We start from the raw sequence: 6,451 nt of genomic DNA, 5'->3' as shown, positions 1-6,451 counted from the left end.
GAGATCCGCGGAGATCGTCACCCGACCCTGGCTGTGGATGCGGGAAAGCCTCTGAATGTCCCTGATTTCACCAGTTGTCGGAGACACTTCAGGCATCTCGAACAGGGTTTTCCCAGATGAAAGGGCGATAGTCACCGCTGCATCGACATCCGGCGATTCTGTCCTTTTCGTCGTGTTGCTCTCATCGACGACCTGAATTTCGTCGACTTTTTGCCATATTGCGCGGATGACGCGGTTGCGGTTTGTCCTGTCACCGTGTCCGATCCTAACAAGGGAGCGGGAATGAGGATAACACACCATCACATGATCGAGAATTTCCGCGACCTGTTCGGGGTATTGCACAGTTCCAGCAAAGATTAACTTGCGATCACCCAATACTGCAATGCCCGGGCGACTCCCAGGGTCAATCCCTATGGTCAATGTTTCGAAGTCTTCGCCACCCTTGAGTTTTCCTAGGGCGATGTCAATCGCAACGGCTGGGTCATCGTTTGCAACAACGAGGGGGAATGAGATCTTGCTGCTTTCCGCCTCGGTCGTAATGATCACACCAACGGCAGAAGGGATCACATCAGTGAAGCCGAGTGATACAAAGGGTTCTCCGCGCTCTTTCAACTGCAAAACTAGCTGATGAAAGAATTTGAAGTCCTCAGTCATTATTCCGATGATCTTCATCCTGTTTTATCAGAGGGCGACGTTGAACTTAATTCTTGCCCTTTCTGCCGTCTATGACTCTATTCAATCGAGATGGAAGCTTTCTGCCCAAGAGTACGTATCCAATCGCGCTGATCAGCCCAAAAGATGAAATAAATCCCCACATGAGGACTGGTGATTTCGAGAGCAAATCTATTGATACGCCTCCGATAAAAGGACCAAGTGACCATCCGAAAGACGTGAAGAGTCCGAAGAATCCCATATAGAGACCTCTTTCGTTCTCTGGCGACATGTTAGCAACGAGATTCATAGACGATGGCGAAGTGATGATTTCCCCTAGAGTAATAATCACCATACAGAATGCGAGAAAGAGAAATCCGAGCGCAAATCCGACAAGGAAATATCCAATCGAATAGATTACCGCACCAGCGGCGATTACCGTCGACATGTTGAATCGTGAAATGTACCTCGCAATGGGAAGTTGAGCAAAAACGACTATGAGACCGTTGATCGCATAGAGATAACCAATTTCAATGACAGAAACTCTGACTTCAGATGTGGAAAAAACAGAAAAAGTCGAGGACATTTGTGCGACGACGATCCAGAGGATGAGCGAAAAAATACAAAACACAAAGAAGCGACGGTCATTCCTCAATCTCAGCAAGTCCTTAAAACTAAAACGCTCACTGGAGCCGCTTGGTTTCATGGATTCCTCGACCTTGAAATAAATGAGGAGTGCGACTGTAGCGCTCGTCGCAGCTGTCAAAAGGAAGAGCGATGAGTACGAGAGCGCAGCAAGGAAACCGCCGATCAGGGGTCCAAGAGCCCACCCGATGTTGACTCCAATCCTCAGCAATCCATAGGCTTCCAACCGCTTCGCAGGTTCAACGATGTCTGCGACCATTGCGTTTGAGGCAGGTTCGAACAATGATCCAAGGAAATTGCTAACGACGACAAAAGCACCGATCAGCAGGAAACTGGCTTCTGTCGCAACGGCGAAACTGATCATGACGAAGATTGCAGCCCTTGCGCCGATGGATAAGTCCATTACACTCTTTCGGCCTAGTTTATCGGCAACCTCACCTCCTACCAGCTGTCCAATAGCTCCGATAGCCGAGGAAATGAGAAAGATCAAGCCGACAATCGACATCGGCACACCGAGTTTTTCGTGAAGGTAGATCGCAAGGAATGGCATGACGATTGAGAACCCAGCGGCAGCGATTGTACGCCCGATGAAAAGGATCCACACCCGTTCGTCATAACCTCTAAAATTCGCCATAATGGATGCCTTCGACTGTTGTAAGAGTGAACTTAGAGATGAAACGCAATTTGCTAGTTAAGAATTTTCGAGAAGAATTTATGTATCTGAGTCGGGAACCATATCAGGAGCCTTTCCTAAACCTGCTAAACCTTCCCTTCGGCTCGTTCTCCAATTCTGCAAACTTTTTTAACAGATTCTTTTGCTCTTCGGTCAGCTTCTGGGGCACCTCAATTTTAACCCGCACGAACTGATCCCCTCTGCCAGAGCCGTCAAATTTCTCGATCCCACTTCCCTTCAACCTGAATACCGTGCCGCCCTGCGTACCCGGGGGTATCTTTAACTTCGCTTTGCCCCAAAGAGTCGGGACTTCGATCTCAGCACCGAGTGCTGCCTGAGGGAACGAGATCGGCCATTCAATCCAAATATCCGCGCCATTACGTTTGAAGAGCTCGTCTTCCTTTACGTGCACTACGACGAATAAGTCGCCTGGCGGTCCCCCCTCCGCATCGGCTTCCCCAGCGCCTGGTATGCGAAGACGCGTGCCGTCTTCAACGCCTTTTGGAATTGTGATACTGATCCTTGAAGTCTTGTAAGTAACGCCCTCGCCATGACATCTCGGGCATGGCTCGACGACGATCCTCCCGGTTCCCCTGCATCTCGGACAAGTGGTAATTGAAATGAACTGGCTGTAACCTCTGCGCTCGACTGTGCTCTTCTGCCCCTTCCCATCACAGGCTGGGCAGGTGGAGATCTTACCATCCTTCGCGCCTGTGCCACCGCAATCTTCGCATTTCACCGAATGAGGGATTGCAATCTCCTTTGTTACCCCGTTCGCAGCTTCCTGTAGCGTGATTTCGATGTCATAGCGCAGGGACTGTCCCCTTCGCGGTCCCTCTCTCGCCCTACGATACCCGTCCCTGCGGCCAAAAAGAATATCAAAGATACTATCGCCAAATCCAAGGTCGCCGAATGCGAAGTCGCCAAATCCGAAATTGCCTAGATCTGAGAATATATCACGCAGATCGGACATGTGACTGAAATCCCTCCAGGTAAACTGGCCGTCTCTGAACTGCCCAGTCACACCTGCGTGCCCGTACATGTCATAGAGCTTTCTCTTTTCCTCGTCGACGAGAACCTCATATGCTTCCGAAATCTCCTTGAATTTCTCCTCTGCCGTCTTCCTATCCAGTTGTGACACATCTGGATGATACTGTCGCGCTAACCTTCGGTAAGCCTTCTTGATCTCGTCGACTGTGGCGTCCCTGCTAACGCCCAGTATCTCGTAGTAATCGCGTTTTGTCATAACCTGGAATTCCGAGATTCAACGATCATTTATCATCGACGATCTTGTAGTCAGCGTCGACAAATCCTTCACCATCGCCTTTATCGTCGCCCTTTCCGCCCGCTCCGCTGCCTTTTTTCTGGCTTCCCTCCTCTTTCTGGTGGGAGGCGGTCTGGTAGATCCGGGAAGACATCTGGAAGACTTCCTTCATGAGTACGTCCGTCTTTGCTTTGATCGTCGCCGTCTCGCCACCAGACATCGCTGCTTTCAATTCCTCGATCGCCTTTTCAATCCTCTCTTTTTCTTCCTTAGTCACCTTCTCCCCGAGTTCCTGCAATGTCTTGTTCGCATTGTAAATCATCGCGTCAGCCTGGTTGATCGCTTCAACTTTCTCTCTCTGCTTCTTATCCTGCTCAGCGAACTTCTGAGCTTCAGCGATCATTCTCTCGATCTCTTCCTTTGAAAGCTTTGTACTCGCCGTGATCGTGATGCTCTGTTGTTTGCCAGTTCCGAGATCTTTCGCGGAAACATGTAATATTCCGTTGGCGTCGATATCAAATGTGACCTCGATCTGCGGAACCCCCCTAGGAGCAGGTGGAATGCCGGTGAGGTGGAACCTTCCCAGGGAGGTGTTGTCCTTTGCCATTTCCCTCTCGCCTTGCACGACATGGATCTCCACACTCGTCTGGTTATCGGCGGCTGTTGTAAATATCTGGCTCTTCCTCGTCGGGATCGTCGTGTTTCGTTCGATCAACTTGGTGGTGATCCCACCAAGCGTTTCGATGCCAAGGGAGAGTGGCGTCACGTCGAGGAGCAGGACGTCCTTGATCTCTCCCGCTAGGACGGCTCCCTGAATCGCTGCTCCCATGGCAACGCATTCCATTGGATCAATTCCCCTCTGGATCTTTTTGCCTACGACCCTTTCAACGAGCCTCTGAACGATCGGCATCCGCGTCGGACCACCTACAAGGATGACCGAATCGATGTCATCTGGTTTCAGATTAGCATCGTCCATCGCTGTGATCATTGGGCCCTTGCATCTCTCAACAATCGGCGTGACTAGTTCCTCGAGTTTTGCCCTCGTGATCGTCATCGCTAGGTGCTTTGGACCGGATGCGTCCGCTGTGATGAATGGGAGGTTGATGTATGTTGACATCGTCGTCGAAAGCTCAATTTTGGCTTTTTCGCAGGCCTCCCTTACCCTCCACATCGCCATTTTGTCCTGCGTCAGATCGATGCCTGTGTCTTTCTTGAAATTCTCCACGACGTACCTGATAAGTGCTTCATCCATATCGGTTCCACCGAGCTGAGTATCTCCACTCGTCGAAAGAACTTCGAAAACGCCCTCGCTGAACTCCATGATCGTCACATCAAGTGTACCGCCACCAAGATCGAAGACCATGATCTTTTGAGATTTTCCTGCCTTGTCAATGCCGTATGCGAGCGCGGCTGCTGTCGGCTCGTTGATAATCCTCACGACCTCAAGTCCCGCGATCTCACCAGCGTCCTTGGTCGCTTGCCTCTGATTATCGTTGAAATACGCAGGAACCGTAATGACCGCTTTCTTTACCTCTTCTCCAAGATATGCCTCCGCATCCCGTTTGATCTTTTGAAGAATAAACGCCGATATCTGCTGAGGCGTGTACTCCTTCCCAAAAACTCTAACCTTATAATCCGTCCCCATTTTCCTTTTGATCGCCGTAATCGTGCCCTCAGGATTCGTAATCGCTTGTCGTCTAGCCGGTTCTCCTACCAGCAACTGACCATCCTTTGTAAAGGCAACATATGAGGGGAAAGCTTTCCCTCCGAGGCTTGTTCCTTCGGCGCTCGGAATAATCGTTGGTCTTCCACCCTCCATCACAGCTGCCGCCGAGTTACTCGTTCCGAGATCAATTCCGATGATCTTTGGCATTATCATCACCTCCCGATTTCTCTTTTGCCACTTTCACTTTTGAATGTCTGATAACCCTCGATCCAAGGAGATACCCCTTTTGGTACACCCCAAGGATCTTTCCATCCTCTCCATCTTCAATTGCAATTGCCTCATGATATTCTGGATCGAATTTGCCGTCTGAAGGTATCTCCTTCAGACCATAGCTATGAAGCAATGACATTAAGTTATTGTAAATGTGATTCAAACCGACTCTGAGTTCCTCGGGCTGGCAATTCGCACTCAGAGCCCTTTCAAGGTCATCTATTGTGGGCAGGAGATCGCAGATGAGATTCTCATTGGCGCACCGTATAATCTCTTCTTTCTCTTTCACAACACGCTTCTTATGGTTATCGAAATCGGCCTGGATACGCTTTGCCAGGTCCAAATATTCCTTAGCCAAATTCGTTTGTTTGTCCAGTTCTTTTTTCAATTCTTCTATCTGCTTGCGAAGGCTCTCATTTTCAGAAAGAAGGCGCTGCACTTCCCCATGGTCTTTCGTTTCCTCAGTTACCTCCGTCGTGTTGGCATTCGTCCCCTTTTCTTCCATCATGGCAGCACCCCACACCAATATCAATCAAAAAATGTGAAAAAAATGTTTGAGGAGGGAGCGCAGGAAGTGATGTGCTCCCCAAATCTGATCAGTCTTCTTCAGGTTTTAGACTAGCCTCGGTGGGCCCACCCGGCTGTCCCGGTCCAGGCTTGGTCCCACCCTTTGCGGCGATGACGTCATCGATCCTCAGGATCATGACCGCGGCATCGGTCGCAGAGTTGATCGCCTGTCTGCCGACGCGGATCGGCTCTAAGACATTTTCCTTTAGCATATCGGCGACTTTGCCCGTGAAGACATTGATCCCCGCTGTCTTCTCACCAGACTTGTGGGCCTTCCTGAGGTCGATCAACACATCGATGGGATCAAGACCAGCATTCTCAGCGAGTGCTGTCGGTACAACCTCAAGGGCGCTCGCAAAGGCGTCGATCGCGATCTGTTCTCTTCCACCGACTGATGCGGCGTATTCCCTCAGCCTCATCGCAAGCTCGACGGCTGTAGACCCACCGCCAGTGATCATCTTGCCGTCTTCAATCGCAACTGCGACAACGCTCATCGCGTCTTCAAGCGAGCGTTCGATTTCATCTACGACATGTTCTGTACCGCCACGGATCAAGATTGACACAGACTTTGGATTCTTGCAGCCTGTGACGAAGGTCATCTCGTCCTCCTGGTATTTCCTCATTTCAACGAGGTCGGCATGACCGAGGTCCTTGCTGCTGAGTTCACTGAGCTTGCTGACGATTGTCGCACCAGTCGCCTTTGCCAATTTCTCCA

At 50.4% G+C, this 6,451-nt stretch carries 6 protein-coding genes; all 6 read right to left on the bottom strand.

Translation table 11 applies throughout. From position 1 onward, the window contains the following. The coding region (locus QHH00_08400; GenBank protein ID MDH7509390.1) for a hypothetical protein at positions 1 to 672 on the bottom strand (672 nt) is incomplete at its 3' end. Between the two features lie 28 nt (positions 673 to 700). After that, positions 701 to 1,930 (bottom strand): MFS transporter, encoded by a 1,230-nt coding sequence (locus tag QHH00_08395; protein MDH7509389.1) that lies wholly within the window; start codon positions 1,928 to 1,930, stop codon positions 701 to 703. Between the two features lie 103 nt (positions 1,931 to 2,033). Continuing rightward, on the bottom strand, positions 2,034 to 3,215 hold the full coding sequence (gene dnaJ, locus QHH00_08390) for a molecular chaperone DnaJ (protein MDH7509388.1): 1,182 nt from the start codon (positions 3,213 to 3,215) through the stop codon (positions 2,034 to 2,036). A 25-nt stretch (positions 3,216 to 3,240) separates the two neighbouring features. After that, positions 3,241 to 5,106, bottom strand: coding sequence for a molecular chaperone DnaK (gene dnaK, locus QHH00_08385; protein MDH7509387.1), 1,866 nt, complete (start codon positions 5,104 to 5,106; stop codon positions 3,241 to 3,243). Then, entirely contained in the window at positions 5,084 to 5,677 is a 594-nt protein-coding gene (locus tag QHH00_08380; protein MDH7509386.1) for a nucleotide exchange factor GrpE, read from the bottom strand. The genes dnaK and QHH00_08380 overlap by 23 nt, the downstream gene beginning before the upstream one ends. 88 nt (positions 5,678 to 5,765) lie before the next feature. Beyond that, positions 5,766 to 6,451: TCP-1/cpn60 chaperonin family protein (locus QHH00_08375; GenBank protein ID MDH7509385.1), on the bottom strand; the 686-nt coding region annotated here is incomplete at its 5' end.

It is taken from the genome of Methanomassiliicoccales archaeon, assembly GCA_029907465.1.
In the GTDB taxonomy this organism is placed as follows: domain Archaea; phylum Thermoplasmatota; class Thermoplasmata; order Methanomassiliicoccales; family JACIVX01; genus JACIVX01.
Note: the sequence above shows the minus strand (reverse complement) of the source record. Positions and strands in the feature narration are given on the sequence as shown.

Excerpts from the sequence above, each read along its gene's own strand:
- dnaK (MDH7509387.1), bottom strand. The coding sequence starts at position 5,106 with ATGCCAAAGATCATCGGAATTGATCTCGGAACGAGTAACTCGGCGGCA.
- QHH00_08380 (MDH7509386.1), bottom strand. The coding sequence starts at position 5,677 with ATGATGGAAGAAAAGGGGACGAATGCCAACACGACGGAGGTAACTGAG.
- QHH00_08395 (MDH7509389.1), bottom strand. The coding sequence starts at position 1,930 with ATGGCGAATTTTAGAGGTTATGACGAACGGGTGTGGATCCTTTTCATC.
- dnaJ (MDH7509388.1), bottom strand. The coding sequence starts at position 3,215 with ATGACAAAACGCGATTACTACGAGATACTGGGCGTTAGCAGGGACGCC.